Origin of the sequence: Streptomyces sp. NBC_01460, from assembly GCF_036227405.1 — a bacterium.
In the GTDB taxonomy this organism is placed as follows: Bacteria; Actinomycetota; Actinomycetes; order Streptomycetales; family Streptomycetaceae; genus Streptomyces.
In genome coordinates this window covers 3,604,440-3,630,902 of the sequence record NZ_CP109473.1, presented here as the reverse complement: position 1 = coordinate 3,630,902, position 26,463 = coordinate 3,604,440, and the positions used below count along the sequence as shown (strand labels likewise).

At 70.8% G+C, this 26,463-nt stretch carries 25 protein-coding genes; 12 read left to right on the top strand and 13 right to left on the bottom strand.

What is annotated here, in order from left to right; translation table 11 throughout:
- Positions 1 to 16: 16 nt before the first annotated feature.
- Positions 17 to 1,294, bottom strand: a complete 1,278-nt coding sequence (locus tag OG488_RS16035; RefSeq protein WP_329229877.1) for a M6 family metalloprotease domain-containing protein — start codon at positions 1,292 to 1,294, stop codon at positions 17 to 19.
- Between the two features lie 263 nt (positions 1,295 to 1,557).
- On the opposite strand from OG488_RS16035, the gene OG488_RS16030 reads away from it, so the two are divergent.
- Positions 1,558 to 2,220, top strand: coding sequence for a TetR/AcrR family transcriptional regulator (locus tag OG488_RS16030; protein WP_329238705.1), 663 nt, complete (start codon positions 1,558 to 1,560; stop codon positions 2,218 to 2,220).
- A 192-nt stretch (positions 2,221 to 2,412) separates the two neighbouring features.
- Entirely contained in the window at positions 2,413 to 3,933 is a 1,521-nt protein-coding gene (locus tag OG488_RS16025; RefSeq protein ID WP_329229875.1) for an MFS transporter, read from the top strand.
- Positions 3,934 to 4,019: 86 nt separating this feature from the next.
- On the opposite strand, the gene OG488_RS16020 is transcribed toward OG488_RS16025, so the two are convergent.
- Positions 4,020 to 4,532, bottom strand: a complete 513-nt coding sequence (locus OG488_RS16020) for a MarR family winged helix-turn-helix transcriptional regulator (RefSeq protein WP_329229873.1) — start codon at positions 4,530 to 4,532, stop codon at positions 4,020 to 4,022.
- Between the two features lie 183 nt (positions 4,533 to 4,715).
- Here OG488_RS16020 and OG488_RS16015 point away from each other — a divergent pair, with 183 nt between their 5' ends.
- Positions 4,716 to 5,498, top strand: coding sequence for a dioxygenase family protein (locus OG488_RS16015; protein ID WP_329229871.1), 783 nt, complete (start codon positions 4,716 to 4,718; stop codon positions 5,496 to 5,498).
- On the opposite strand, the gene OG488_RS16010 is transcribed toward OG488_RS16015, so the two are convergent.
- Positions 5,446 to 6,027, bottom strand: coding sequence for a GNAT family N-acetyltransferase (locus tag OG488_RS16010; RefSeq protein ID WP_329229870.1), 582 nt, complete (start codon positions 6,025 to 6,027; stop codon positions 5,446 to 5,448). The two genes, OG488_RS16015 and OG488_RS16010, sit on opposite strands and share 53 nt — an antisense overlap.
- A 147-nt stretch (positions 6,028 to 6,174) precedes the next feature.
- Between OG488_RS16010 and OG488_RS16005 the strand changes: the two genes are divergently transcribed.
- Positions 6,175 to 7,176: a sigma-70 family RNA polymerase sigma factor gene (locus OG488_RS16005; protein WP_329229869.1), complete on the top strand. Its 1,002-nt coding sequence runs from the start codon at positions 6,175 to 6,177 to the stop codon at positions 7,174 to 7,176.
- 110 nt (positions 7,177 to 7,286) lie between these two features.
- On the opposite strand, the gene OG488_RS16000 is transcribed toward OG488_RS16005, so the two are convergent.
- On the bottom strand, positions 7,287 to 8,294 hold the full coding sequence (locus OG488_RS16000; RefSeq protein WP_329229867.1) for a helix-turn-helix transcriptional regulator: 1,008 nt from the start codon (positions 8,292 to 8,294) through the stop codon (positions 7,287 to 7,289).
- A 61-nt stretch (positions 8,295 to 8,355) separates the two neighbouring features.
- Between OG488_RS16000 and OG488_RS15995 the strand changes: the two genes are divergently transcribed.
- Positions 8,356 to 9,981, top strand: a complete 1,626-nt coding sequence (locus OG488_RS15995; RefSeq protein ID WP_329229865.1) for an MFS transporter — start codon at positions 8,356 to 8,358, stop codon at positions 9,979 to 9,981.
- Positions 9,982 to 9,997: 16 nt separating this feature from the next.
- Here OG488_RS15995 and OG488_RS15990 read toward each other — a convergent pair whose 3' ends face one another.
- Positions 9,998 to 10,744, bottom strand: a complete 747-nt coding sequence (locus OG488_RS15990) for a DUF6227 family protein (RefSeq protein WP_329229863.1) — start codon at positions 10,742 to 10,744, stop codon at positions 9,998 to 10,000.
- A 131-nt stretch (positions 10,745 to 10,875) separates the two neighbouring features.
- Positions 10,876 to 11,172 carry a hypothetical protein gene (locus tag OG488_RS39260; protein ID WP_406462919.1) on the bottom strand — a complete coding sequence of 99 codons (297 nt, stop codon included), beginning with the start codon at positions 11,170 to 11,172 and terminating at the stop codon, positions 10,876 to 10,878.
- 234 nt (positions 11,173 to 11,406) lie between these two features.
- Here OG488_RS39260 and OG488_RS15980 point away from each other — a divergent pair, with 234 nt between their 5' ends.
- The 6 genes from OG488_RS15980 to OG488_RS15955 are packed head-to-tail and all read left to right on the top strand — an operon-like array spanning position 11,407 to position 16,798.
- Entirely contained in the window at positions 11,407 to 12,447 is a 1,041-nt protein-coding gene (locus OG488_RS15980; protein WP_329238703.1) for an MFS transporter, read from the top strand.
- Positions 12,444 to 14,768: a molybdopterin oxidoreductase family protein gene (locus tag OG488_RS15975; protein WP_329229862.1), complete on the top strand. Its 2,325-nt coding sequence runs from the start codon at positions 12,444 to 12,446 to the stop codon at positions 14,766 to 14,768. Before OG488_RS15980 ends, OG488_RS15975 begins: the two co-directional genes overlap by 4 nt.
- 7 nt (positions 14,769 to 14,775) lie before the next feature.
- Positions 14,776 to 15,378 carry a 4Fe-4S dicluster domain-containing protein gene (locus OG488_RS15970; RefSeq protein WP_329229861.1) on the top strand — a complete coding sequence of 201 codons (603 nt, stop codon included), beginning with the start codon at positions 14,776 to 14,778 and terminating at the stop codon, positions 15,376 to 15,378.
- Positions 15,375 to 16,145, top strand: coding sequence for a QcrA and Rieske domain-containing protein (locus OG488_RS15965; RefSeq protein WP_329229859.1), 771 nt, complete (start codon positions 15,375 to 15,377; stop codon positions 16,143 to 16,145). The genes OG488_RS15970 and OG488_RS15965 overlap by 4 nt, the downstream gene beginning before the upstream one ends.
- Positions 16,142 to 16,546 carry a hypothetical protein gene (locus OG488_RS15960; RefSeq protein WP_329229858.1) on the top strand — a complete coding sequence of 135 codons (405 nt, stop codon included), beginning with the start codon at positions 16,142 to 16,144 and terminating at the stop codon, positions 16,544 to 16,546. The genes OG488_RS15965 and OG488_RS15960 overlap by 4 nt, the downstream gene beginning before the upstream one ends.
- Before the next feature lie 21 nt (positions 16,547 to 16,567).
- Positions 16,568 to 16,798, top strand: a complete 231-nt coding sequence (locus tag OG488_RS15955) for a hypothetical protein (RefSeq protein WP_329229856.1) — start codon at positions 16,568 to 16,570, stop codon at positions 16,796 to 16,798.
- A 32-nt stretch (positions 16,799 to 16,830) separates the two neighbouring features.
- Here the strand turns inward: OG488_RS15955 and OG488_RS15950 are convergent, their stop codons facing one another.
- From OG488_RS15950 to OG488_RS15925, 6 genes are all read right to left on the bottom strand, one after another.
- Positions 16,831 to 17,304 (bottom strand): large conductance mechanosensitive channel protein MscL, encoded by a 474-nt coding sequence (locus OG488_RS15950; RefSeq protein WP_329229855.1) that lies wholly within the window; start codon positions 17,302 to 17,304, stop codon positions 16,831 to 16,833.
- A gap of 119 nt (positions 17,305 to 17,423) precedes the next feature.
- Positions 17,424 to 17,984 (bottom strand): RcpC/CpaB family pilus assembly protein, encoded by a 561-nt coding sequence (locus tag OG488_RS15945; RefSeq protein ID WP_329229853.1) that lies wholly within the window; start codon positions 17,982 to 17,984, stop codon positions 17,424 to 17,426.
- Between the two features lie 314 nt (positions 17,985 to 18,298).
- Positions 18,299 to 19,147: an S-methyl-5'-thioadenosine phosphorylase gene (locus tag OG488_RS15940; RefSeq protein ID WP_329229851.1), complete on the bottom strand. Its 849-nt coding sequence runs from the start codon at positions 19,145 to 19,147 to the stop codon at positions 18,299 to 18,301.
- Positions 19,148 to 19,235: 88 nt separating this feature from the next.
- Complete coding sequence (locus OG488_RS15935) at positions 19,236 to 19,574, bottom strand: FmdB family zinc ribbon protein (RefSeq protein WP_329229850.1); 339 nt, start codon at positions 19,572 to 19,574, stop codon at positions 19,236 to 19,238.
- Positions 19,575 to 19,640: 66 nt separating this feature from the next.
- Positions 19,641 to 20,921 carry an MFS transporter gene (locus OG488_RS15930; protein ID WP_329229849.1) on the bottom strand — a complete coding sequence of 427 codons (1,281 nt, stop codon included), beginning with the start codon at positions 20,919 to 20,921 and terminating at the stop codon, positions 19,641 to 19,643.
- Positions 20,922 to 21,290: 369 nt separating this feature from the next.
- On the bottom strand, positions 21,291 to 22,877 hold the full coding sequence (locus OG488_RS15925; protein WP_329238701.1) for a potassium/proton antiporter: 1,587 nt from the start codon (positions 22,875 to 22,877) through the stop codon (positions 21,291 to 21,293).
- 244 nt (positions 22,878 to 23,121) lie between these two features.
- On the opposite strand from OG488_RS15925, the gene OG488_RS15920 reads away from it, so the two are divergent.
- Positions 23,122 to 25,866: a penicillin acylase family protein gene (locus OG488_RS15920; RefSeq protein WP_329229847.1), complete on the top strand. Its 2,745-nt coding sequence runs from the start codon at positions 23,122 to 23,124 to the stop codon at positions 25,864 to 25,866.
- On the opposite strand, the gene OG488_RS15915 is transcribed toward OG488_RS15920, so the two are convergent.
- Positions 25,863 to 26,459: a 5-formyltetrahydrofolate cyclo-ligase gene (locus OG488_RS15915; RefSeq protein ID WP_329229846.1), complete on the bottom strand. Its 597-nt coding sequence runs from the start codon at positions 26,457 to 26,459 to the stop codon at positions 25,863 to 25,865. The genes OG488_RS15920 and OG488_RS15915 overlap by 4 nt on opposite strands.
- Positions 26,460 to 26,463 lie beyond the last annotated feature (4 nt).

Sequence of the window (26,463 nt, the reverse complement as noted above, 5' to 3'; positions counted from 1 at the left end):
GGCGAGGGCTGGGCGCTCACGGCCGGGTGATCCGCACCCGGTAGTTTCCGTCGCCGTCCTTCTCCAGCACGGATATGCGTATGCCGTTGGCCCGGTCGGTGAAGGTCTCGCCGGGCTGGAAGGGGGCGTCGGAGAGCTCGGCGTGGACGTTCGGCCGGCGGGTGCAGCCGCCGCTGTCCTCGGTGCTGTCCTCGACGGACACCGGCCCCTGGCCGGTGTCCACGTCGGAGCTGACCTTGTAGACGAGGACGCCGGGGCGGCAGACGGCTTCGTCGTTGCCCTCCGGGGTCCGTACCTCGACCGCGTAGCCGGACTGCGCGCTCACCGGCACGAAGGCCAGCTTCGGGCCGCCCGTCGTGGCCAGCGGCCCGAGGAGGTGCTCGCTGGTGCCGGGCATGGCGGCGCAGCTCACCTGGTCGCCGTCCAGCCACCCGAGCTTCCACTTGTGCCAGGCCAGGAGGTCGTTGTTGGCCCCCCAGTCCTCGGACATGATGTCCCAGTGCCCCACGGAGCCGCCGCCCTCCAGCGTGTAGAGGTCGGGCAGTCCGAAGACGTGGCCGTTCTCGTGGGGCAGGACGCGGTAGCCGGTCTCCGCGTACGAGCCCGAGCCGTCGTCCTGGCGGCTGTAGACGAAGGACGTGTTGGCGAGCGGGATGCCGTCGGCGAACGGGGCGTCGTCGTTGCCGGAGAAGGTCACCGACAGGACGGTGTCCAGCGCGGAGGGGCCGGCGTTCGGGGTGACCAGCACGTTGACCAGGTCGTACGCCGAGAAGTCGACCCGCGGGTCGGCGACGGACACCAGGTCCTTGACCATCTTGCGGTAGCCCGGTTCGTAGGGTGAGCCGCGCTCGATCCCGTACTCGGAGAACGGGAGGGGCATGCGCAGCCAGTCCTTCACGGGCGCTTCGGGCAGGTAGGTGAGCCGCCCGTAGGAGCTGGTGCGGAACCAGTCGGAGGTCTGCGGGAAGAATTCCGCGAGCCGGTCCGCCGCCGGTTCCGTCGCCTGCGCGTCGGGGAAGTCGATCATCAGGTTGAGGGCCTTGATCTGCCCGGTCGAGCGGGCGTAGCCGGGCGGTGTCGGCATTCCCTCCGACATCTGTACGCCCATGGCCGTGGGTATCCGGCACGGTGCGAGGCCGGTCCCCCGTGGTGCGGCCACCGGCCCCGCGGAGGCGCGGCTGGCGACGGGGAGGGTGGAGCTCGCCGAGGCCATCGTGGCGATGACCAGGGCTGATGCTCCGGCGAGTGCGAGGGGGCGGCGGTAGGCGCGTATCCGGTGGCGGGGCTGCTGCATAGGGCGTCGCCTTCGGTCCGCGGCAGCCGGCCGGCCCTGACTGCGCTCTGGCGATCAGCCTGTTCCGGGTGCCGGGGGACCGCTCGCTGGGTGCGCCGATGGAGGGGTTCTGTCCCGGATGATCTGTGACGCAGGTCACATTGAGGCGGGAAATAACCGGGGATCCTCTCCCCGTTTACACCTGTGTCCCCCGCGAAACGGGGACACGGTCCCCGGTTCTTCCCCGGAGGCCGGACAGACACCTGAAGGGAAGGACCGTGGCCGTGGAGTCCGCCGCCGGAACCGCCCCCTGTGCCGTGGAGCGCCGTACGTCCCGTCCGCGGGCCGACGCGCTGCGCAACCGGGAGCGGATCGTGACGGCCGCGCGCGAGATGTTCGTCGAGTTCGGGCCGGATGTGCCGCTCGACGAGGTCGCGCGACGGGCCGGGGTCGGCAACGCCACGCTCTACCGGAACTTCCCCGACCGGGCGGCTCTGACCCACGAGGTCGTGCTCGCCGTCACCTCCCGCACCACCGACCGGTTGGAGGAGGCCGTGGCGGCCGAGTCCGACCCCTTCGCCGCGCTCAGCCGCTTCGTGCACGCGGCGGCCGACGAGCGGATCGGCGCCCTGTGCCCGATGCTCTCCGGTGGCTTCGACAAGGACCACCCCGAACTGCTCAGCGAGCGCCGTCGCCTCGAAGAGGCCGTCGAAGGCCTCGTGGAGCGCGCCAAGTCCGCAGGGAGGCTGCGCACCGACATCGGCGTCGGTGACGTGCTCGTCGCCCTCTCCCAGCTCACCCGACCGCTGCCCGGTATCGCCTGCCCGGCCATCGACCGGTTCACCCACCGTCATCTGCAGCTCCTCCTGGACGGCCTGGAAGCCCCGGCCCGCTCCGAGCTGCCCGGATCGGCGGCGACCTTGGAGGTCCTGCGCAGCGGGCGCTGACGTCCGCGCACCGGAGAACCGACACCCTCAGACCTCAGGCCCTCGACGGGCCGCACCAGCCCTGGAACCGGACCGGACCTGACAGGCCCGGCCGCCGGTACCTCCCGCCCTTTTGCGGTCACGCACCCGGGTCCGCCCGCGCGGCCCGGTCGCCGACCCAGCAACTCCTCGCGCCCTTAGGTGGCTACTCCCATGTCGAAAACAGCCGGTACCCTCCCGGATCCCAGCCGCTGGAAAGCGCTGGCCTTCATCGCCCTCGCCCAGCTGATGGTCGTGCTCGACGCGACCATCGTGAACATCGCTCTGCCCTCGGCCCAGACGGACCTGGGCATCTCCGACGGCAACAAGCAGTGGGTCATCACGGCCTACGCCCTCGCCTTCGGCGGGCTCCTGCTCTTCGGCGGACGCATCGCCGACCTCTGGGGCCGCAAGCGCACCTTCGTCGTGGGCCTGATCGGCTTCGCCGCCGCCTCGGCGCTGGGCGGCGCCGCCCAGGGTGAGGCGATGATGTTCGGCTCCCGTGCCCTGCAGGGCGTCTTCGGCGCACTGCTCGCACCGGCGGCCCTCTCCCTGCTCGCCGTGATGTTCACCGATGCCAAGGAGCGCGCCAAGGCGTTCGGCATCTACGGAGCCATCGCCGGTGGCGGTGGCGCGGTCGGCCTGATCCTGGGCGGCTTCCTGACCGAGTACCTGAACTGGCGCTGGACCTTCTTCGTCAACATCCCGTTCGCGATCGTCGCCGCCGTCGGCGCCTACCTCGTCATCCGTGAGCCGGCCGGCGGCCGCAACCGCTCGCCGCTCGACATCCCCGGCGTCGTCCTGTCCACGCTGGGTCTCGTCTCGCTGGTCTACGGCTTCACCCGCGCCGAGTCGGCCGGCTGGTCGGACTCGCTGACCATCGGCATGTTCGTGGCCGCAGCCGTGCTGCTGCTGGCCTTCGTCGTCACCGAGTCGCGCGTGAAGTCGCCGCTGCTGCCGCTGCGCGTCGTGACCGACCGCAATCGCGGGGGCGTCTACCTCTCGCTGGGCCTCGCCATCATCGCGATGTTCGGGCTGTTCCTCTTCCTGACCTACTACCTCCAGGTGGTCAAGGGCTACACCCCGGTCAAGACCGGCTTCGCGTTCATGCCGATGATCGTGGGCATGATCACCGGATCCACGCAGATCGGCGCCCGGCTCATGACCCGGGTCCCGCCGCGGCTGCTCATGGGCCCCGGTTTCCTGGTGGCGGCCGTCGGCATGCTGCTGCTGACCCAGCTGGACATCGACACCTCGTACGCGGCCGTCATCCTGCCCGGCCAGCTGCTGCTCGGCCTGGGCATGGGTACGGCGTTCATGCCGGCGATGTCCCTGGCCACGCACGGCATCGAGCCGCGTGACGCGGGTGTCGCCTCCGCGATGGTGAACACCTCGCAGCAGGTCGGCGGCGCCATCGGTACGGCGCTGCTCAACACCATCGCCGCCAGTGCCACCACGGCCTACGTCGTCGATCACGCCGCCGGCGCGAGCGATCCCAAGCTGCTCCAGCTGCAGGCCATGGTCAGCGGCTTCGCCGCGGCGATCTGGTGGGCGGTCGGCATCCTGGTCGGCGCCTCGGCGATCGCGGTGACCCTGATCAACACCGGCCGCCCCGGTACCGGCGCGGTCGGCGGTTCGGGGGACCTGGCGGACGGGATCGAGGACGAGTTCAAGATCCCGGTCGTCGCACACTGAGCACGGCGCCGGGCCCGGGCCGGGGGCCCGGCCGCCCGGCGTGACGCCTGACGGCCTCCGGCCCCTGTGATCTGCCCTGGTTCCGCTCAGCGGAGCCAGGGCAGATCCGCGTCGGTGCCCTCGGGCTGCAGACCGGCGGCGATGACCTGCATGATCTCGCCCAGGTTCTGCACCTGCTCCGGGCTGAGGCGGGCGAACATCGCCTGACGCACCGCCTCGACGTGTCCCGGTGCGGACCGCTCCAGCATGGCGTAGCCCTCGTCGGTCAGGACGGCGTTCTGGCCGCGCTTGTCCGAGGGGCAGTCCTCGCGGCGCACCCAGCCGTTCTTCTCCAGCCGGGCGACGGCGTGCGAGAGGCGGGAGCGGGTGATCTTGGCGTCCTTGGCCAGCTCGGTCATGCGCTTCTGCCGCCGGGGGGCCCGGGAGAGGTGGACGAGCAGTCCGTAGTAGATGTGCGGCATGCCCGCGTCGCGCTGCAACTGGCGGTCGAGGTGGTCCTCCATGAGCGTGGTGGCGTGGAGGTAGGCGCGCCACACGCCCTGCTCTTCGTCGGTGAGCCACCGGGGCCCGCCGGGGGATGCCGTGGTCATGTACTCCACTGTACGACCTTTTCTTGAAAGTTGAACTAGATAGAGCTAAGGTCTCCGGTAGTTTGAACTTGAAGATTCAAAGACTTGGCCCCGAAGGGCCGATCTGCCGGATCCCGGTGCTTGCGCAGGTGCCTGTTCCCGGTACCTGTAGAGAACACACATACCTTGATCGGCAGAGGAATGGGGAGTGTCATGACAGTCACCGCGGAACGCATGCCCGCCCTCTACCTGTCCCACGGAGCCCCGCCGCTCGCCGACGACCCGGTCTGGCCGGGCGAGCTGGCCGCCTGGTCGGAGGGGCTGCCGCGCCCCAAGGCGATCCTGATGGTCTCCGCGCACTGGGAGGAGGCGCCCCTCGCCCTCGGTGCCACCGAGACCGTGCCGCTCGTCTACGACTTCTGGGGATTCCCCGAGCACTACTACGCGGTGCGGTACGGCGCCCCGGGAGCCCCCAAGCTCGCGGACGACGTCCGTAAACTGCTGCGCGGCGCCGGGACCCCGGTCCAGGACATCCCGGACCGCGGCCTCGACCACGGTGCGTACGTCCCGCTGGTCGAGATGTTCCCGGCCGCGGACATCCCCGTCCTCCAGATCTCCCTGCCGACCCTCGACCCGCAGAAGCTGATGGCCATCGGGCGCAAGCTCGCCCCGCTGCGCGACGAGGGGGTGCTGATCGTGGGGAGCGGCTTCTTCACGCACAACCTGGCGGCCCTGCGGCACACCGGCGGCGGCACGCCCGGCTGGTCGGCGGAGTTCGACGACTGGGGGCACCGGGCCCTCCAGGCGCAGGACGTCGACTCCCTGCTGGACTTCGAGCACGCCTCACCGGCGGGCCGCCTCGCCCATCCCCGCACCGAGCACTTCGCGCCGCTGTTCGTCACTCTCGGCGCTGCCGAGGGGGACCTCGATCAGGGGCGCAGTGTCATCGACGGCTTCTGGATGGGCCTGGCGAAGCGCTCGGTGCAGTTCGGCTGAGCAGCGGCTTCTCGTACCAGGACACGTCCCAGTAGCGGTCGAACTTCCTGCCCACCTCCGTGTACGTCCCGACGTGGCGGAACCCGAACGCGTCGTGCAGCCGGGCGGACGGCTCGTTCGGCTGTGCGATCGCGGCGTACGCGCGGTGGATGTCCTCGCCGGCCAGCGCCTCGAACAGGGCCTTGTAGAGGAGGGTGCCGATGCCGCGGCCCGTGGCACCGGGGGCGCAGTACACGCTCACCTCGACGGAGGTGCCGTAGGCCGGCTTGGGGCGGTACGGACTGCTGGTGGCGTAGCCGAGGACATGCGGCGCGTCGTCCCGGGTACGCGGCTCCAGAGCAACCAGGAGCCGGTGGGGGCCGTCTTCCGGGTGGGAGTGCAGCCACGGCAGGCGCTGGTCCGGGGTGAAGGCGACCGTGTCGAACGTGAGCGCCGTCTCACGGACGTAGTGGTTGTAGATGTCGGTGAGGGCCTCCAGGTCCGCCTCGACGCCGGGCCTGACCTGCACTTCTGTGGGTATCTGCACCATGTGTCCTCCGGCTGGGGGCGACAGGGTACTGCATGATCTCGAAAGTGAATGGCCTCCGTGGGAATTCTGTCCGGATTCCAGTCGTTGTTTCCATCGGATGCAGGGCACCCGAGAGGGTGTCGCGACCTACTCAACAAGGGAGCACGCATGGCAACCCGTGCCGTCGCCCGTCGTTCGTCCGCCAGCACCGGCGGGACCGACCGGGCAAGCAGTGTTCGCGCCGTGGGCGGGGAGATCGCCGATCGCGACCTGGTCGGCATGTACCTGGACGAGATCGCTCGCACACCGCTGCTCGACGCCGCCAAGGAGGTCGAGCTCTCACAGACGATCGAGGCGGGTGTCTTCGCCCAGCAGATCCTGTCGGGCGAGGTGGAGAGCGACGCCGGCGGAGCGAAGCGCGAGGAGCTGGAGGCGCTGGTCGCCGAGAGCGAGCGCGCCAAGGACATATTCATCCGCTCCAACCTCCGGCTCGTCGTTGCTGTGGCCAGGCGCTACCCGAGGGCGGGTCTGCCCCTGCTCGACCTGATCCAGGAGGGCAACGCCGGCCTGGTGCGCGCGGTCGAGAAGTTCGACTACGCCAAGGGCTTCAAGTTCTCCACGTACGCCACGTGGTGGATCCGGCAGGCCATCACCCGCTCCATCGCCGACCAGTCCCGCACGATCCGGCTCCCCGTCCACCTGGTGGAGGAGCTCGGCAGGATCCGGCGCGTGCAGCGTGAGTTCAACCGTGAGCACGGGCGCGACCCGGAGCACGCGGAGATCGCCGCCGAGCTCGACTCCAACGCCGAGCGCGTCGGCAACGTCCTGGACTGGGCCCGCGACCCGGTCAGCCTGAACATGTCCGTGGACGACGACGGGGACACGCAGTTCGGTGACCTGCTGGAGGACACCTCCGCCATCTCGCCCGAGCAGTCCGTGATGACGCTGCTGCGCAGCGAGGAGCTCGAGGAGCTGATCGGCAAGCTCGACCACCGCACCGCCTCCATCATCAAGATGCGGTACGGGATCGAGGACGGCCGCGAGCGGACCCTCACCGAAGTGGGCAAGCAGCACGGTCTGACGCGGGAGCGGATCCGCCAGATCGAGAAGCACGCACTACTCGAATTGAAGCGAATGGCTCACGACACGGGCTTTGACGCTGCGGCGTGAGCCGATAACCCGTAATCTCCCCATCAAGCCGGTTCGCACCGGCCCGACGACCGGTCTCCTTCCGGTCCCCTGAGCTGAGTCCCGGCGCCCACCCCCCCCGGCGCCGGGGCTCATTCATGTCCGGCCCGCCGTGGTCCGCCCGCCGCCGGTCCGCCCGTCGCAGCGCGTGTCAGGCGGGCGCCCAGGCCGCGGAGATGCTCCACCAGGTGCGCGGGACCGTGCACCTCGAACTCGCAGTCCACCAGCGCGAGCCGCAGAGCCACCCACTCCAAGGAGTCGCCGGAGACCGTGCGCAGCCGGCAGCTCCCTTCACCCGTCGGCTCCACCGCCCCGAGCGTCGCGGGCAGCCGGGCCGTCACGAAGGCCGCCGGTGCCCGGAAGGTCACGTCGAGGTGCAGCTCGGGCTGCGTGCGCGACATGGACGCGGCGAAGAACTCCGCGGCGTCCCCGCTGTCGGTGGGCAGCTCGCGCGGGGTGAAACGGGATCCGGTGGCGAACGGCTCGCTCACCCGGTCCACCCGGAAGGTGCGCCAGTCCTCGCGCTCCAGGTCGTACGCGACGAGGTACCAGCGGCTGCCGGTACTCACCAGCCGGTACGGCTCGGTCTGCCGCCTGGACGCGGTGCCGTCCCCCGAGCGGTACGCGAAGCGCAGCCGTTCCCGCCCGGTGACCGCCGAGGCGATCGCCGTGAGCGTGCGGGGGTCGATGGTCGACCCGTCGCCTCGGGTGAGCGGCACGGTGGCGTTCTGGAGGGAGGAGACCCGGTGCCGCAGCCGCGACGGAAGAACCTGCTCCAGCTTGGCCAGAGCACGTACGGACGCCTCGTCGACGCCTTCGATGGCGTGACCGGCCCCCGCCCGCAGGCCCACCGCGATGGCCACCGCCTCCTCGTCGTCCAGGAGCAGCGGCGGCAGGGCCGAGCCCGCGACCAGGCGGTAACCGCCGACGGAACCGCGCGACGCCTCGACCGGGTAGCCGAGGTCGCGGAGCCGGTCGATGTCGCGGCGGATGGTGCGCGGGGTGACGTCGAGCCGGTCGGCGAGCTCGCTGCCCGGCCACTCGCGCGGCGTCTGCAGGAGCGACAGCAGTTTCAGCAGTCGTGCCGGGGTATCGGTCATGGGGCCAGGATGCCCGCCCATTAGGTCACAACCTGACCTGTTGGGCCTCTAGATTCCTCCCATGACTTCATCCGACACCCTGCCGACCCTGGCAGCCGCCGGTACGGCGCAACCGAAGCCGGCCATACCGCAGGACCCGGCGGACCGGCGCCGCTGGTTCGCGCTCGCGATCGTGATGACCGCGGCCTTCATGGACCTGGTCGACGTCACCATCGTCAACATCGCCATCCCGAGCATCACGCGGGACACCGGCGCCTCGTTCACCTCGATCCAGTGGATCACCGCCGGTTACGCGCTGGCCTTCGCGGCGGGCCTGATCACGGGCGGACGGCTCGGTGACATCCACGGCCGCAAGCGCCTCTTCCTCATCGGTATCGGCGGCTTCACGATCGCGTCCGCGCTCTGCGGCTTCGCCGTGAACCCGGAGATGCTGGTCGCCTCCCGCATCCTGCAGGGCGGCATGGCCGCGCTGATGGTGCCGCAGGTGCTGTCGATCGTGCACGCCACGTTCCCGGCACACGAGCGCGGCAAGGTCTTCGGGCTCTTCGGCGCGATCGTCGGGCTGGGCGCGGTGTCCGGGCCCCTGCTGGGCGCACTGCTCACCGAGTGGAACCTCTTCGGCCTCGAGTGGCGGCCGATCTTCCTGATCAACCTGCCGGTCGGCATCGCGGGACTGGTGCTCGGACGGAAGTTCATCACCGAGTCCAGGGCGCCGAGGGCACTCAGGCTGGACCTGACGGGCGTGGCCCTGGTGACCCTCGGCCTCCTCATGCTGCTCTACCCGCTGACCCGGGGACGCGAGCTGGGCTGGCCGCTGTGGGGCCACCTGTCGATGGCCGCCAGTCTCCTGGTGTTCGCGGTGCTCGTCGTGTTCGAGCGCGGGAAGGCCTCCCGCGACGGTTCGCCGCTCATCGAGCTGTCGCTGTTCCGTGTGAAGAGCTTCGCGGCGGGCACCGTCGTGCAGCTGACCTTCGGTATCGCCCTGGGCATCTTCTTCCTGGTCTGGACGCTCTACCTCCAGATGGGGCTCGGCTGGAGCGCGCTGAAGGCCGGTACGACGGGGATCCCGTTCTCGGTCGCCGTCTCGTGCGCCGCCGGGATCTCCGTGCAGAAGCTGGTGCCCCGCTTCGGCCGCAAGGTGCTGCAGGCGGGTGCGCTGCTGATGGTCGCCGGACTGCTGCTCTACATCGGGGAGGCCGGCCGCTACGGACAGGGCATCAGTCCCTGGCAGATGGCGCTTCCGCTGGTGGTCATGGGCGTGGGCATGGGGCTGATCGTGGCTCCGCTGACGGACACCGTGCTCTCCGGGGTGCCGAAGGAGCACTCCGGTTCGGCGTCCGGGCTGATCAACACCTTCCAGCAGATGGGCACGGCGCTGGGGCTCGGCCTCGTCTCGGTCGTCTTCTTCGGTGCCGTCGGCGACCGGCTGCCGCCGGAGGAGATGCGCGCGGCGTTCGTGGACGCGTTCCAGCAGTCGCTGTGGTGGGTGGCCGGGGTGCTCACGGTGATCTTCCTCGTGATGTTCGCCCTCCCCGCGCGGCCCCAGACGCATCCGCAGGGCGGCGAGGACGCCACGGTCCCTACGCGGGCCGGGGGCGACGCTTCCCCTGCACGGGCTCAGAGCGACATGGCCCCTGCACGGGCCCAGGGAGACGCGTCCCCGAAGGAGCCCGTGCAGGCGGGCTGAGCCGGTCCTCCGGGCGTCAGCAGATGCGGGTGCGGTTCTCCATGGCCAGGCGGGCGGTCCGCTCCTCGTCGTAGACCTCGCACATGTGGCGGCCGTCGGGCGTGGCTGTGTGCTCGACCTCCCACAGGCTCGTCTCGGTGCCGTCCATGAGGAGGAAGGCGTGCTCGTAGAGCGTGAAACCGGCGTCCCGTCCGTCGACGCGGTACTGCCGGCCGAAGACCTGGGTGATGTGGTGGGCGAAGGCCGCGCGGAGCAGACGGGCCGTCCCGTCGCCCGGCCGGTCGCCGTTCTCCGCGCGGCGCAGGACGCGGCGGGCGTGGTCTGCGGAGTTGTCCGGGGCGTACATCCGGGGCATGGGGGCCGGGGGCACGCTCATGAGCAGGGTGAGGGCCTCCAGGTCCTCCCGGAGGCTGTCGTCACCGAAGGCGGGGGTGTCCCAGAAGCTGCCGGCGAGGCGGGCGGCTGCGACCTGCGCGTCGCCCTCGTCGTCGTACAGCTCGTGCCGACGGGGTGCGGGGACGTCCCGGCCGCCGCCGTGCACCAGCTCCCACAGGGTGAGCGTGGTGCCGTCGGAGAGCAGGTAGGTGTGCCGGTAGGTCTCACGGTGCAGCACGGCGCTGTGGTGGGACGAGTACAGGGCGCTGCTGTGCGCCAGCGCCGTCCCGAGCCGGTCGACCGTGGCGTCGGAGAGATCGAAGGAGTTGAGGGCGCATCGCAGGAGTCGCTCGAGGTGCTGCTCGGTTGTCTCGTACGGATCGCTCAAGGTGCTGTCTCCAGGCCGTTGCCGCGTGTTACCCGATGCGTGCATAACGTAGTCCCTGGGTCTGACATCGTGACCGGGGTTCGCAAAAAACGTACCGCGCACGCAGAAAGTTCCCGGCCTGCGTCGCACTCTCACGCAAGAGGTTCCCGGCTGTCCCGGGTTGTGCCGTAGAGCTCGCTGTACGAGGGGAAGGTGCCCCCGGGGCCCTCGACCCCGCGGGCCGCCCCGGCGGCCTTCACGACGGCGCGGATCGGGGCGTCGGCCCCGGCCGCCAGGATGTCGTCGAGCGCGGCGACGGGCTCCGGGGGCAGAGGGTACCGGCGAACGTACAGGCGGCGGCCCGGGGGAGCGGGGGCGTCCGGCCACCCCGGTCGTCCGCCGTCCGGGCGCTCCGGCCGGCACGCGGGCCACCTGGGCGACGCGGTCACACGATAAGTGCCTATAACGGGACCAAAAGCTCATCGCGGCCCTACGGTGGCCGGGTGACCGAGCCACCAGAACCGCCCGCCGCAGCCGAGCAGCCCGATTCCGGTGTCCACACCGGCACGTCCGGTGGGGCGTCAGGCGAGACGTCCGGCAGAGCGTCCGGCGGGACGTCAGGCGGGACGTCAGGCGGGGCGGGCACCCCGCCGCCCGGACCGGGGCCCTCCGTGGCGGCGAGAGTGGCCGGGACACTGCCGCGGTCGGTCTCCGGCCGCGCGACCCTGGCCGGCGCGGTCGTCTCCGGACTCCTGATCCTCGCGATCGTGTTCGGAAGCCGCCTGCTGCACGACTTCGACTCGGCGCTGCTGCCGTACGCCGTCGCCAGCGTGTTCCTGGCCTTCGGGGTGGCCTACCGCTACACGGTCTGGGTCTCGGCCCCCGGAGCCCGACGGCTCTTCAGGAACGGCTGGCGCAGCCTGTTCTCGGCCGAGAACTTCCGCAGGACCCCCACGGCCCTGCCGAAGATGATCGCGACCTATCTGGGCTTCCAGAAATTCCTCGGCGCCCGCTCCCACCCGCGGTGGATCGCGCACCAGCTGATCTTCTGGGGGTGCGTCCTCGCCGCGCTGATCACCTTCCCGCTGACCTGGGGCTGGTTCACCTTCACCTCCGGCAGCGGCTCGGGGCCCGGCTACGAGATGCGCATCTGGGGCATCAAGATCATCGGCTTCGACTCGCTGAACATCATCGGCTGGCTGATGTTCCACGGCCTGGACATCGCCGCGGTGCTCGTCATCCCCGGCGCCGGGTACTTCCTCTGGCGCCGCATGAAGGACCGCGGCGCGATCACGGGACAGCGGTTCGCCTACGACATGGTGCCGCTGCTCGCCCTGATCATCATCTCCGTGACGGGCCTGCTGCTCACCTTCTCGTCGATCTTCCTGCACGGCGGAGGCTACGAGTTCCTGGCGATCCTCCACATGGTGGCGGTGGTCTTCACCCTCATCTACATCCCGTTCGGGAAGTTCTTCCACATCGTGCAGCGCCCGGCGGCGGTCGGCATGCAGCTCTTCAAGTACACCGGGCGCCAGGACGACGAGGTCTTCGCCTGCCGCCGCTGCGGGGAAGCCATCGACACCGGCCCGTACGTCGAGAACCTGCGCGGCACCATGCGCGACCTCGAACTCGGCTTCGACGCATGGGCCGAGTACTGCCCGCGTTGCAAGCGGGTACTGCGCGGCAACGCCTATCTCACCCAGGTCAAGAAGGGCTTCAAGTGACCGCGGACCCACGCGCGGCCGACGGCCGTACCGTCCTCCCCCTCGACCCCTCCCTGGCTCCGCCGGGCACCCGCGGCTTCCGGGACGCGGGCGGCATCCCGGCCGACCAGTGGCACGCCGACCAGAACGGCGAGACGCTCGTGCCCACCCACTGCTGCTTCTGCGGCGTGCAGTGCGGGATGTATCTCCGGGTGGACCGCGGAGGCAAGGTCTTCGGTGTGGAGCCCCGCAACCACGACATCAACCGCATGCGGCTCTGTCCCAAGGGCATCAACGCCTACCAGCAGGTCAACCACCCGGACCGACTGACCGCCCCCCTCATGCGCCGCTCGCGCGACGAGGAACTGCGGGAGGTCTCCTGGGACGAGGCACTCGACTTCACCGTCTCCGAGATCAGGCGCATCCAGCAGGAGCACGGGAGGGACGCCTTCGGCGTACTCGGCGGGGCGAGCCTCTTCTCCGAGAAGACCTACCTGGTCGGCAAGTTCGCCCGGGTGGCGCTGAAGACCAGGCACGTCGACTACAACGGCCGGCTCTGCATGGTCAGTGCCGCCGGGGCCAACAAGCTCGCCTTCAACATCGACAGGGCGGGCAACCCCTTCTCCGACATCCTGCTCACCGACTGCCTCCTGCTCGCGGGAGCCAACGTCGGCGAGTGCTTCCCCGTGCTGACCCAGTACGTCTGGGGGGCCCGGGACCGCGGTGCCACCCTCATCGTCGTCGATCCGCGGGAGACGGCGGTCGCGCGCACCGCCGACATCCACGTCGCGCTCAAGTCGGGCACCGACTCGGCCTTCTTCAACGCCGTGCTCCACGTGGTCGTCGAGGAAGGACTCACCGACGAGGCCTACCTCGCGGACCACGTCACCGGCTGGGAGGAGGTGAAGGCGAACGTCGCCCAGTACCCGCCGTCCCGCGCCGCCGAGATCTGCGGGATCCCCGCGGAGCAGGTGGTCCAGGTCGCCCGTGCCTTCGCCCGTGCCCCCAAGGCCATGGCCTTCCACGCCCGGGGCATCGAACACCACACGCAGGGCGTCGAGAACTGCCTCAGCGTGATCAACCTCTGCGCCGCCACCGGCCACATCGGCAAGCCCGGAGCGGGCTACGGCACCCTCACGGGGCAGGGGAACGGCCAGGGAGGCCGTGAACACGGCCAGAAGGCCGACCTCCTTCCCGGCGGCCGCTCGATCCTCAACGAGGAGCACCGCCGGCAGATCTGCGAGATCTGGGGCATCGAGGAGTCCGAACTCCCGGCGGCCGGGACCTCGATGATGGAGATGGTCTGGCAGATGCAGCGCCGTGAGATCCGCGGCCTGATCGGCATCTGCAACAACCCCTTCGTCTCGCTCCCGAACTACGCCGTGGTCAAGGAGGGGTACGACACCACCGAATTCCACGCGCAGTTCGACTTCTTCCTCTCCGAGACCGCCGCCAACGCGCACGTCGTCTTCCCCGTCACCATCTGGGCCGAGGACGAAGGGGTGATGGCCAACGCCGAGGCGCGCGTCGTCAAGCACAACAAGGCACAGGAACCGCCTGCCGGTGTGCGGACCGACACCTGGGTGATGTGCGAGCTCGCCCGGCGCCTGGGCGCCGGGGAAAAATTCGCCTTCGACGGCTCCCGCGAGGTCTTCGACGAGCTGCGCAGGGCCTCCGCGGGCACCATCATCGACTACTCCGGCATCACCTACGAGCGGCTCGAGGAGACCGGCGGGATCGCCTGGCCCTGCCCCTCCACGGACCACCCCGGCACCCCCCGGCTGTTCGAGGACGGCAGGACCTACCACGCCGACGGCAAGATCCACATGCAGGTCGTCGAGTGGCATCCCCCGGCGGACCCGTACGACGACGCGCACCCCATGACGCTGACCACCGGACGCACCGTCGCCCACTTCCTCTCGGGCAACCAGACCCGCCGGCTGGGGGCCCTCGTCGAGCAGACCCCGCGGCCCTGGGCGGAGGTCCACCCCTCCCACGGCTTCCGCAACGGCGAACCCGTGCGCGTCGTCACCCGGCGCGGCAGCGAGGTCTTCCCCGCCCTGGTCACCGAGGCGATCCGGCCCGACACGGTGTTCATCCCCTACCACTGGCCCGTCCCGACAGCGGCCAACGCACTCACCATCGACGCCCTCGATCCCCGCTCCAAGATCCCCGAGTACAAGGTCTGCGCCTGCCGCATCGAGCACGCCGGCGCGATCGACGAGGTCCCCGCGCCCCCCGTCGCCCCCGGCCACGTCGCCTATCCCGAGACCCAGGTCTCCCGTACCGACCCGCTGCCGCCCACGGCCCCGCAGGGCCGCGGCACCTCGGAAAGGAGCTGATGCCCCGATGATGGGCAGAACGATGTTCATCGACCCGGGGCGCTGCATCGGCTGCCAGGCCTGTGTATCCGCCTGCCGGGAATGCGACTCGCACCGCGGCAAGTCGATGATCCACCTCGACTACACCGACGAGGGCTCCTCCGTCGCCTCCCTTCCCACGGTCTGCATGCACTGCGAGGACCCGGTGGCCCCCTGCGCCGAGGTCTGCCCGGCCGACGCGATCCTGGTCACCGCCGACGGCGTCGTTCAGCAGGCCGACACCACCCGCTGCATCGGCTGCGCCAACTGCGTCAACGCCTGCCCCTTCGGTGTCCCGAAGATCGACCTCCAGGCGAAGCTGCAGATGAAGTGCAACCTCTGCTACGACCGCACCGCCTACGGGCTCGCCCCCATGTGCGCCACCGTCTGCCCCACGGGCGCGCTCTTCTACGGCACCGTCGAGGAGCTCCAGGCGGAGCGCCCCGGTGTGCAGGTCGCCGACACCTTCGTCTTCGGCGAGAGCGAGGTCCGTACGGGAGTGGCCATGGTGGTGCCCGCGGAGCGGGTCCAGTGGCCGGTGCCCGGCGGTCTTCCCGTCGTCGAGATCAACGGGAAGGACGTGCGCCGATGAGCGTCACCGAACAGCAGCAGCCGGGCCCCGACCGCGGCTCCGGCAGCGACCCGCGTGAGGCGCTGCACGACAGGATCGCCGCCGACTCGCTGACCACCAGGCGCGACTACCTCCGGATCGTCGCCACCGTGTCCGGTGGTCTCGCCGTGGGCGGTCTGGCCGTGGCGGGCGGCATCCTCCACCGGCACGGGGAGACGGCGGACGGGAAGGCGCCGGCCCCGAAGCGGATCGCCGCACAGCTGCTACCCGGAGAGTCCCTCGCCTTCCGCTACCCGGGCGACGAGGACCGGGCGGTCGCGGTGCGGATGGACGACGGCACCCTCGTCGGCTACTCCGCCGTCTGCACCCACCTGGCCTGCGCCGTGCTCTGGCGCAAGGACCGGGGCACGGAGGGCGAGCTGTACTGCCCGTGCCACGAGGGGGTCTTCGACGCCCGCACCGGTGAGGTGACAGCCGGTCCGCCGCCCCGAGGACTGCCCAAGGTGGCGCTGACCGAGCTGGAGGACGGCAGTATCTGGGCCGTCGGCACGACCCGCTCGGGGGAGAGCGTCGAGGAGGGGCTGTGCCGCCAGCTCGGCCAGGACCGCCCGGATCTCGCCGAACGGATCGGCTGCCCGGGCACCGGAGGCGGCGCGGAGGCCCCGTCCCGGCAGGCCCCGCCCGCGCAGGCTCCGGCCGCCCCGCTCCCGCCCGCGCAGGCTCCGGGCGCCCCGCTCCCGTCCGGGCAGGCCGCGTCCGGTGCCGCGAGCGCGGGGGCCCGGACATGACCGAGCCCCTGGACCCGGTCGAGCCGCCGAGGCCTCCCCTCCCCGCCGGATCGGCCTATCCCGAATACACCCCCGGCAGCGCGCGTGCCGAGCTGAACCGTCCCGTGCACGAGCGCTATCCCCAGATCCGGCCGACCAGTGGGTACGCCGATCCGCGGGTGCGCCACACCGGTCCGGGGCCCGGGGCGGGCTCGGAGCAGGAACCCGAGCGGTCCGCGAAGCTGACGGCCCGCCTGGTGCTGGCGCTGAGCGTCGTCGTCGGGCAGCTGTGGGCGCTGACGGAGGTCGTCAACGTGTGGATGGAGGGCGACACGAGCACGGCCTGGTGGGGTGCGGGCTTCCTGTGCCTGTCGTTCCTCGTCGTGCTGGGGCTGTGGCTGCTCGATCCGAAGGATCGCTGAGCCCGGCCGTACCCTGGACGTATGAGTACCGCCCCCGCCCCCGGACCGCGAGAGTCGAAGCCGCAGCAGGAGCCGCGGCCGGAGCAGCCTCGGCCGGAGTCCAGGCCCAGGCCGCCGGCCCTCGTCTTCGACGATCCGCTGGACCGGCAGTCCTCGGACGACACGGACCAGGGATGGGGCGAGCGGTCTCCGGGCGGCGGCGCGGGCGACCTGGCACGCTTCCTCGACGAGAAGCCGCCCCACCACATCTGATTTCCGCCGACGGGGGCGCGCTTTTGGGCACCCTAGGCCGGGCCCCCAGTGTCGCCCCGCGGTGCGACCAGTGCGTCGCGGATCTCCTTCAGCACTTCCAGCTCCGTCACTTCCAAGGTCTCCCGGACGCCCTCCTTCGCCGCCTGGGCGGCCGCGCGCCGGGCGAGGTACTTCGCCATCGGCAGCACCATCAGGAAGTAGACGACGGCGCCCGTGATCAGGAAGCTGAGGGTGGCGCTGAGCACCGATCCCCAGAGGATCTCGATGCCGTCCGTCCTGCCGGTGTCCGGGTCCACCACGCAGGGGCCACGGAGACAGGACCGGTACTTCTCCAGGTCCTGGGTGCCGAAGGCGCCCACCACCGGATTGATGATTCCCTTCACGACGGCGTTCACCACGTTCGTGAAGGCCGCGCCGATGACGACGGCCACCGCGAGGTCGATCACATTGCCGCGCGTCAGAAAGGCTTTGAACCCGTCCAGCAGGCCGATCTTCTTCTCGCTCACAGGGGAGCCCTTCTCCGCGCGTGCCGTCGGGGGAGCGAACTGCCCCGCCACATAAGGCGGCAGAAGGGTGCACTGTCCAATCGGGTACGCCCCACGGGTGAGTTGACGCGATATCCGTTCTATTCGGCATGGGAGACCGCCACCGCGAGCCGCCCCGATGCGCCGGCACCGGCCAGGGCCGCCGCCGTGTCCCGCCGCACCGACAGGACCACCAGGGCGCCGCTTCCCGAGCCCGCCCCATTGTCCGCTGCTGGGAACGACGCCTCTCCGGCGCCCGGTCCGCGCGGGATCTCCGTCACCCGTACGTCGCGCGCGACCACCCTTGCGTCGGCGTTCCCGTCGACCGAGGCGATCACATCGACGCGGTCACCGGGCCGCAGCAGACCGACCGTCGCCGCGTCGGCGATCCGCACCGGAGCGGCGACCAGCCCCACAGGCCTTCGCTCGGGGTCCGGTGGCGCGCCCCCGTGGACGGCTACCGCTCCCTTCTCACCGCCCAGCCCCGAAACGGCGAGCACGGCGGAGGTCAGGGCGAAGCCCGCGGCCAGCGCGCGGCGCCGGCCGCGCAGCGCCCGCCGGATCCGCCGTCCTCCACCGCCCCGCACACGCAGGGGCCCGAAGGCCGGGACCCCGCATGGTGCGGGAGGCAGGGGACGTGTTTCGGGCGCGGAAGGGAACATGGCCAACACCACCTGGCGTGTGGGAGATCCGCGAGGGACATCCGGGCGAGGGAACGAGGGGTCCCGCGGGATGTGACGCCCGCCGGACTCCCCTCACGATCCACCGTCCGCACCGATCGCGCTCCGCCCTGTGGACAGTCCACACGATGTGGACAACCCGGTCACCCGGAAGGGGCGAAGGCGCCCGGCCCGAGGTGACCGGCCCCGCGCGACCCGCCCGGCGCAACCGGCCCCGCGTGACCGGCTTCCCGCGCCCAGCCCCGCACAGCCGCCCCCGCGCCCGCGGCCCGAAAGAACCCCCAGCCGCCGCGGCCCTACGGCAGTTCGAAGCCCGGATCGAGCCCGTCCAGCGCGTGTGAGCAGACGCAGTGGCGGTCCTTGCTCGCGGGCAGTGCCGCCACCGCGTCGAAGAGCACCGACCGAAGCCGGTCCACGTTGGCCGCGAACACCTCCAGGACCTCCGCGTGGCTGACGCCCTCGCCGGCCTCGGCCCCCGCGTCGAGGTCCGTGACCAGGGTCAGCGTCGTGTAGCAGAGCTCCAGTTCACGGGCGAGGACCGCTTCCGGGTGCCCCGTCATCCCGACGACCGACCAGCCCATCGCCGCGTGCCAGCGCGACTCCGCGCGGGTCGAGAAGCGCGGCCCCTCGACGACGACCAGGGTTCCGCCGTCCACCGGTTCCCAGTCGCGCCCGCGTGCCGCGGCCAGGGCCGCCTTGCGGCCCTCGGGGCAGTACGGGTCGGCGAAGCCGAGGTGCACCACGTTCGGCTCGGTCCCGTCGGCCCGCGGCTCGCCGTCGTAGAAGGTCTGCGTACGCGTCTTGGTCCGGTCCACCATCTGGTCCGGTACGAGCAGGGTGCCCGGGCCGTACTCGGGGCGCAGGCCGCCGACGGCGCACGGGCCGAGGACCTGGCGTACGCCGACGGAGCGCAGGGCCCAGAGGTTGGCGCGGTAGTTGATCCGGTGCGGCGGGAGGTGGTGCCCGCGGCCGTGGCGCGGGAGGAAGGCCACCCGGCGACCGGCGAGTTCACCGAGGAAGACGGAGTCGCTCGGTGCCCCGTAGGGGGTGTCCACCTGGATCTCGGTCACGTCCTCCAGGAAGGAGTAGAAGCCCGATCCGCCGATGACACCGATTTCCGCTGTACCCGTTTCTGCGTTGACCATGCGGTCACACTAACCGGGCACGCACGACCGGGACCCCGCCGAGTCGATCAGCGGGGTCCGGGTGAAACGTATCGGGTACGGGGTGGCCTCAGGCGGCCGACGTACCGCTCGACGACGTGGAGGAAGCCGAGGAGGAGGTCGAGGACGACGCCGAAGCGGCAGGCTTCGACTCCGGCTTCGAGGAGGACGAACCGGCGGACGAGTCCGACGCCTTGGTGGTCGACGTGGCCGGCGTGCTGCTCGACGAGGAGCCGCGGCTGTCGTTCCGGTAGAAACCGGATCCCTTGAAGACGATGCCGACCGCCGAGAACACCTTCTTGAGGCGTCCCTCGCAGTTCGGGCACACGGTCAGGGCATCATCGGTGAACTTCTGCACCGCTTCGAGGCCCTCGCCGCACTCGGTGCACTGGTACTGGTAAGTCGGCACTTGCTCCTCCTGGCACTCTCACTCAGTGAGTGCTAACGACGATCCATACTGACGTATTCCGAGCTCTCAGTCCACCGTGACCGGCTCGCGGTGACCGATCCCACGTGCCACGGTGCGTCCGGCGGGCCGCGGTGTCAGCCGTGAACGCAGGGCCAGCAGGGTCGCCAGGGCCAGTGCGGTACCGGCCAGCGGGACCACGAATCCGGTGCTCGCGCCATGGGCGTCCGCGAGCTGTCCGGACACCGTGACGGCCGCGGCCTGGCCGAGCGCCACCGCGCCCGTGAGCCAGGTGAAGGCCTCGGTCCTTGCGGACGCGGGGACGAGCGCGTCGACCAGGGTGTAGCCGCTGATCAGCGCGGGAGCGATGCACAGCCCGACCAGCAGTCCCAGACCCGCCAGCAGCGGGACGGAGTGCACGGCCCAGAGCCCGGACGCGGTCAGCGTCAGAGCCACGTACCCGATGATCAGCCGGCGGCGCGGGCCGCTCTTCCAGGCGATGGCCCCGCAGGCGACGCCGGCCAGCATGTTGCCGGCGGCGAAGATCCCGTACAGCAGTCCGTTGACGCCTGGGCGGCCGATCTCCTCGGCGAACGCCGTGAGGGAGACCTGCATGCCGCCGAAGACGGAGCCGATGCCCAGGAAGGTGATCGCCAGCACCCGCACGCCGGGCACGGAGAGCGCCGAGCGGTGCGGCTCGGCCTCCGTGGCGGCGCCCCGGGGGGCCGGCTGGGTGGAGCGCTGAGCGGCGAACAGGACGCCGCCCAGCAGCGTCAGCGCCGCCTCGGTGATCAGTCCCGCCGCAGGGTGCACGCCGGTGCACAGCGCCGTCGCGAGCACCGGGCCGACGACGAAGGTGAACTCGTCCGTCACGGACTCGAAGGCGGCCGCCGTCGTCATCAGGGGGGAGGCGGGGCGCCCCGGGGCCGCGCCGAGCCGGGCCGCCCACCGGGCGCGCACCATCGGGCCGACCTGCGGGATGGAGGCACCGGTGGGCACCGCGGCGAGGAACAGCGCCCACAGGGGGGCGTCGGCCAGCGCGAGCGCCGTGAGGGCGCCGACGGAGGCGGCGTGCACCAGGACGCCGGGCAGCAGCACGGCACGCTGGCCGAACCGGTCGGCGAGCCTGCCGCTCTGCGGCGCGAACAGGGCCATCGAGACACCGGAGGCGGCCGCCACGGCACCCGCGCTGCCGTAGGAGCCGGTGGTGTGCTGGACCAGGAGGACGATGCCGATGGTCAGCATCGCGAAGGGCTGCCGGGCGGCGAAGCCCGGGAGAAGGAAGGTCCACGCACCCGGGGTGCGCAGCAACTGCCCGTAACCGGGGCGGTCGGAGACCGTGGACGCCACGGTCCATGCCTTTCTGCCGCCTGGTGGCCGTGCTCCCCGGAGCCTCGCACCGGGGTGCTGGGGCGTGCGGGAGCTGCCGAGAGCTGTCCTCTTCGCGCGGAACTGCGGTAGATGCCGGGCGCTCGCTCCAGAGGCGAAAGGACGCCACGACCGCCATACGGTCGCGCCAGCTCTGCATCAGACAGAGTTGGTCGATCAGGTTCACATCGAGTGGATCAAGAGATCCAGTCCTTCATCTTACAGGTCCTGGCGTCGGCGAACCTGCGATTGTGCGCAGACACACGTCCCCGCACCGGGTCGGTGGCGGGTCCCCCACCGGCACCGGCCGGGTCGGTGGGGGACCCGCAGCCGACCGCCCCGCCGCTCCCGTCAGTGGTGGGCCCGGCTGCCGCCCGTCCTGTCCCCGGGACGGTCCTCGCCGCCTTTGCCCAGCCTCTTGGCGAGCCTCGCGAGGTGAGGGGTGTCGGCGGCGCCGTCGCCCCGGCGGGCCGCCCCGCCCGTCCCGAGCCAGCCGGCCAGCTTGCCGCCCTCGCCGACGGCCCGCAGCCGTGCCTCCGTCGCGTCGCGGACCGGATCGGTCGCGACGACCAGCAGCTCGTCCCCGCGCCGCAGCACGGTCGAGGGCGCCGGGACGAAGCTCTTGTCGTCCCGCACGACGAGGGTGACGGCCGCCCCGGCGGGCAGCCGCAGCTCCCCGACCTCCACGCCGTGCATCTTGGACCTGCCGGGCACCTCCACGGAGAGCAGGTGGCCGCGCAGCCGCTCCAGCGGTGCCGACTCGATCCCGAGGTCCGCCGTCTCGGACGGGTCGTCGCTGATCTTGAGGGCCTTGGCCACCCACGGCAGGGTCGGACCCTGGATCAGTGTGTAGACGATGACGAGCACGAAGACGATGTTGAAGACCCGGGTGCTGCCCTCGATCCCGGACACCATCGGGATGGTCGCCAGGATGATGGGCACGGCGCCGCGCAGCCCCGCCCACGACATCAGGGCCTTCTCACGGTGCGGCAGCCGGAACGGCGCGAGGCTGATGAAGACCGACAACGGGCGTGCGACGGCGGTCAGTACCAGGCCCACGACCACGGCCGGCCAGAAGTCGGCGATCAGGTCGTGCGGGGTGACCAGAAGGCCGAGCAGGACGAACATGCCGATCTGCGCCAGCCAGCCGAGCCCGTCCGCGAAGCCCCGGGTGGCCGGCCAGTGCGGGAGCTTGGAGTTGCCGAGGACCATCGCGGCCAGGTAGACGGCCAGGAAGCCGCTCCCGTGGACCATGGCACCCGCCGCGTACGCGGACACGGCGATGGCCATCACGGCGATCGGGTAGAGCCCGGACGCGGGCAGCGCCACGTGGCGGAGCCCGAAGGACCCGAGCCAGCCCACCGCGAGGCCGACGGCCGCGCCGATGGCGAGCTCCAGGGCTATCTCGCCCACCAGCACGTACCAGTGCTCCACGGGGCCGACGGCGGAGAACGCCACCACCAGGATGACCACGGGGGCGTCGTTGAAGCCTGATTCGGCCTCCAGGACACCGGTGATCCGGGAGGGGAGGGGGACCTTGCGCAGGACGGAGAAGACGGCTGCTGCGTCGGTGGACGACACGACGGCGCCGATGATCAGGGCCTGTCGCCAGTCGAGGCCGACGAGGTAGTGCGCCGCGCTCGCGGTGACGCCCACGCTGATGCCCACACCTGCGGTCGACAGGACGGCCGCCGCCGGCAGGGCGGGTCTCACTTCTTTCCACTTCGTGCCCAGACCGCCCTCGGCCAGGATGACGACCAGGGCGGCGTAGCCGATCACCTGGGTCAGCTCGGCGTTGTCGAACTTGACGTCGAAGATGCCGTCCTGACCCATGGCGATCCCGATGCCGAGGTACAGGAGCAGGCTGGGGAGCCCGCTGCGGGACGAGATGCGTACGGCCGCGACGGCGACCAGCAGGACGACTGAGCAGACGAGCAGAAGTTCGTTGAGCGCGTGGACAGTCAGGGTCCGTTCCTTCCCTGCGTACGCCTTCCGGATCGGCCTCCGGTGGCCAGTACTTCGTTACCTTACCTAATCTTTAACGTTTTCTTGACGCCTTCGAGTGTTCGTGCGAACCGGTGCGCAAATGGCTGCATCTCCATACCGCGTCCGAGTGGCTTCGGCGGGGCGCCTATGGTTGCTCCTGCACTCCCAGGACCACCCTGCCCCTCGAAGGACAGCGATGCCCGCCAACACAACCGCCCCTTCCGGGTCTTCCGCTGCGAAGAAGGCCGGCAGGAAGAAGGGGCGACGCGCCCGCCTGTTCGTGATCGTCCTGGTGCTGGCGCTTGTCGCGGGTGTCGGGTTCGGCGCGTACTGGTCCGTCTCCACGGTCCGGGCCTCGTACCCGCAGACCACCGGTTCGACCGAGCTCAAGGGTCTCTCCGGCGACGTCGACGTCAGACGTGACAGCTACGGGATCCCGCAGATCTACGCGGACACCGACAGCGACCTCTTCCGCGCCCAGGGCTTCGTCCAGGCCCAGGACCGCTTCTGGGAGATGGACGTACGCCGTCACATGACGTCGGGACGTCTCTCCGAGATGTTCGGCTCCGGTCAGGTCGAGACCGACTCCTTCCTGCGCACGCTCGGCTGGCGCAAGGTGGCCCAGGAGGAGTACGACAAGGTCCTCGACGAGGAGACGAAGAAGAACCTCCAGGCCTACGCGGACGGGGTGAACGCGTATCTGGCCGGCAAGGACGGCAAGGACATCTCAGTCGAGTACGCGGCGCTCGGTCTGACCAACGACTACAAGCCCACCGAGTGGACCCCGGTCGACTCGGTGGCCTGGCTCAAGGCGATGGCCTGGGACCTGCGCGGCAACATGCAGGACGAGATCGACCGCTCGCTGATGACCAGCAGGCTCAGCTCGAAGCAGATCGCGGATCTCTACCCGGACTACCCGTACGACAAGAACAAGCCGATCGTCGACCAGGGCGCGGTCTCCCCGGTCACCGGAAAGTTCGACCCGGACGCCGAACCGACGGACAGCATCGGGACGCCGACGCCCGAGGGAGCCACCGCCGGCCTGAACACCCAGCTCTCCGCGCTCTCCGACACCCTCGACCAGATCCCGGCGCTGCTCGGCCCGAACGGCAACGGCATCGGGTCGAACTCCTGGGTCGTCTCCGGCGACCACACGACGACCGGCAAGCCGCTGCTGGCCAACGACCCGCACCTGGCGCCCCAGCTCCCCTCGCTCTGGTACCAGATGGGACTGCACTGCCGTCAGGTCTCGGCGTCCTGCCAGTACGACACGGCGGGCTACACGTTCTCCGGGATGCCCGGTGTGGTCATCGGCCACAACCAGGACATCGCCTGGGGCTTCACCAACCTCGGGGCCGACGTCACCGACCTCTTCCTGGAGAAGGTCTCCGGCGACGGCTACCAGTACGACGGGAAGACCGAACCCTTCATCAGCCGCGAGGAGACCATCAAGGTCGCGGGTGGCAGGGACCGGAAGATCACCGTCCGGGAGACCAACAACGGTCCGCTGGTCTCCGACCGCAGCGGCGAGCTGGAGAAGGTCGGCAAGAAGGCCCCCGTCACCAACTCCGCGCCCGACCGCGGCGACGGTTACGCGGTCTCCCTGAAGTGGACGGCGCTGCAGCCGGGCAAGTCCATGGACGCGGTCTTCGAGCTCAACAAGGCGAAGGACTTCACCACCTTCCGCAAGGCCGCCGCACACTTCGAGGTGCCCTCGCAGAACCTCATCTACGCGGACACCAAGGGCCACATCGGCTACCAGGCGCCCGGCACGATCCCGGTCCGCAAGCAGGGTGACGGCACCCTGCCGAGCCCCGGCTGGAACCCGAAGTACGGCTGGGAGAAGGACCCCATCCCCTTCGACGAGCTGCCGTACGAGTACGACCCCGACCGTGGCTACATCGTCACCGCCAACCAGGCGGTCATCGGCGAGGGCTACGACCACATGCTGACCAAGGACTGGGGCTACGGCACCCGCAGTCAGCGGATCAACGACCTGATCCAGAAGAAGATCGACGGCGGGGAGAAGATCTCCACCGACGACATGCAGACGATGCAGATGGACAACCAGAGCGCGATCGCCGCGAAGCTGGTGCCGAAGCTCAAGAACATCGCCATCTCCGACAAGAGTGTCCGCGAGGCGCAGAAGCTGCTCGAGGGCTGGGACTACACCCAGGAGCCCGATTCGGCCGCCGCCGCGTACTTCAACGGCGTCTGGCGCAACATCCTCCTCCTGGCCTTCGGCAACAAGCTCCCCAAGGAGATGCGCGCCAAGGGCGACTGCGTCTACGTGGAGCCGGCCGCAGGCGCCGGGCCGGTGGACGAGCAGGACAAGCTCGTACGCGAATGCGGCCAGCGTGCCCCGGACGCGGCACAGCCGGACGGCGGCGACCGCTGGTACGAGGTGGTCGAGAGCATCCTGGACGACCAGGACAACGACTGGTGGAAGGTCCCGGCCAAGGGGCGCGAGGCTGCCATCGACAGCCGTGACGAGCTCTTCGCCCGCGCCATGGAGGACGCGCGCTGGGAGCTGACCGCCGAGCTCGGCAAGGACATCACCACCTGGAGCTGGGGCCGGCTGCACCAGCTGACCCTGCGCAACCAGACGCTCGGCACCGAGGGCCCCGACCTTCTGCAGCGGGCCCTCAACCGGGGCCCCTGGGACCTCGGCGGCGGCGAGGCGGCGGTGAACGCCACCGGCTGGAACGCGGCGGGCGGCTACGAGGTCATCTGGGTGCCGTCGATGCGGATGGTCGTCAACGTCGGCGACTGGGACAAGTCCCGCTGGATCAACCTCACCGGCGCCTCCGGGCACGCGTTCAGCGCCCACTACACCGACCAGACCGACAAGTGGGTCGACGGCGAACTGCTCGACTGGTCCTACGGGGAGAACGCCGTGGAGCGGTCCACGGTCGACACCCTGACGCTCAAGAAACCCTAGGGCCGCCGGCCGGAGCGCGGAAAGCGTCGCGCTCCGGCCGGTGTGACCACGGCGTCCACGGGGTGGTCGTGCGGTTCCTCGGGAACCCGCGCGACCACCTCGTCGTCGTACAGCAGGACGACGAGGGCGGGGTGGGCCCCGGCCGCCGCCAGCCGGGCCAGCACCCGGTCGTAGCTGCCCCCGCCGCGTCCCAGCCGCATCCCGCGCCCGTCCACGGCGAGTCCCGGCAGCAGGACCGCGTCCGCGTCCAGGACCGCCTGCGGTCCCAGGCGCGCGCCGTCCGGTTCCAGCAGGCCCCGGCCGGCGGGCACGAGGTGCTCCGCGCCGTCGAACACGGCCCAGTCCAGGTCGTTGTCCGCCATGAGCACCGGCAGCAGCACGCGTACGCCCCGTGCGCGCAGGGCGTCCAGGAGGGCGTGCGTCCCCGGTTCGCGGCCCACGGACACGTAGGCCGCCACGGTCCGCGCGCCGGCCAGCTCGGGAAGATCCCCGGCGGCCGAGGCGAGAACCGCGGCGGCCGTTTCCACGTCCTCCGAGGTGAGGAGCCGTCGTGCGGCGAGCAGTTCACGCCGTAGTGGCGACTTTCGGCACATATCA